At 44.7% G+C, this 1114-nt stretch carries 1 protein-coding gene; it reads right to left on the bottom strand.

Annotation, left to right across the window (positions count from 1 at the left end; genetic code table 11):
- Window positions 1–277: 277 nt before the first annotated feature.
- Window positions 278–1030: a type 1 glutamine amidotransferase gene (locus FTV31_RS17055; protein WP_168383351.1), complete on the bottom strand. Its 753-nt coding sequence runs from the start codon at window positions 1028–1030 to the stop codon at window positions 278–280.
- Window positions 1031–1114 lie beyond the last annotated feature (84 nt).

The raw sequence follows: 1114 nt of genomic DNA, 5'->3' as shown, positions 1-1114 counted from the left end.
TGGTTAGACATACCAGTTAACTCCAAGCCAAAATATATAAAGAATCACTCTTGACGCATCTCACCCCACTAATAAAGGCAAGTGTCAAGAGCAGTGAAATATCACTAAGGTCGTGATCGATGCCACGACTGTAACGATAGTTAACCACTTTCTTCGCGGTTAACGCCCTTAATATTAAAGGGTCGCCCATTATAACGATTGTTTAATGCATAAGCAAATCCTTTTGTGGCTTTTTACATCATTTTTCAAATATTTCGACAAATCAATTGTTTAATAATTATACAGCCCGCCGCTGCGCTGCAGTTTGCTGTAACACATAATCTATCGCCTGATTTAATATCTGATTTCCTTGAATAAATTTATTTTTATTAGCGCGCTGCAGCTGCTCTAGCGATTGCACATAAGGTCCCTGAAACAGGGCCAGCTCTTCTTCATCTTCCAGGAATAATTGCAGGCTTTCTGGCGTGGTTTCCGGGTGAAACTGAAAGCCCAGTACATTTTTGCCAATCTGATACATCTGATTGCGACAGGCATCATTTTCGGCCAGATGCACAGCCCCTTTGGGAATCTCGAAGCTTTCACTGTGCCACTGCATGACATTAAACTGCTCCGGCAACTGAAAATAGTCTGCTGGCACATGCCTGACCTTGCGCACCTCGTGCCAGCCCAGCTCCTGTACAGGATTGCGACTGACGGCCGCGCCCAGCGCATTGGCGATCAGTTGCCCACCCAGACACAGACCAATGGCCGGTTTTCCCATGGCCAAATAACGCCTGAGCCAGCGTTTTTCCATTTTTAACCAGGGGAAATTGGCTTCATCATTAACGCTCATGGTGCCGCCCATGACAATTAACAAATCGACCTCCTCGATCTGCGGCAGCGCTTCAATATCCAGCGCTGAATCAACCGGCAAGGCAAAAAATTCTGTGGCACTGATCTCTGCATTTAACCGTTTTAAATGCGTATAACAACTTCCAAATCCTTCACCAGCAATATGCTGAAAATAATGTACTTTTAAATGCGACGCCATGCGCTGAAACCTGTTGTTGTAGCTATGCTTTTAGGTTTTGCAAAAATGAAGCCAACTTTAGCGCTGAGTGCTCAAAGTCAAATA

Source organism: Acinetobacter sp. YH16031, assembly GCF_013417335.1.
In the GTDB taxonomy this organism is placed as follows: Bacteria; Pseudomonadota; Gammaproteobacteria; order Pseudomonadales; family Moraxellaceae; genus Acinetobacter.
This window is presented reverse-complemented; position numbering and strand designations above follow the sequence as displayed.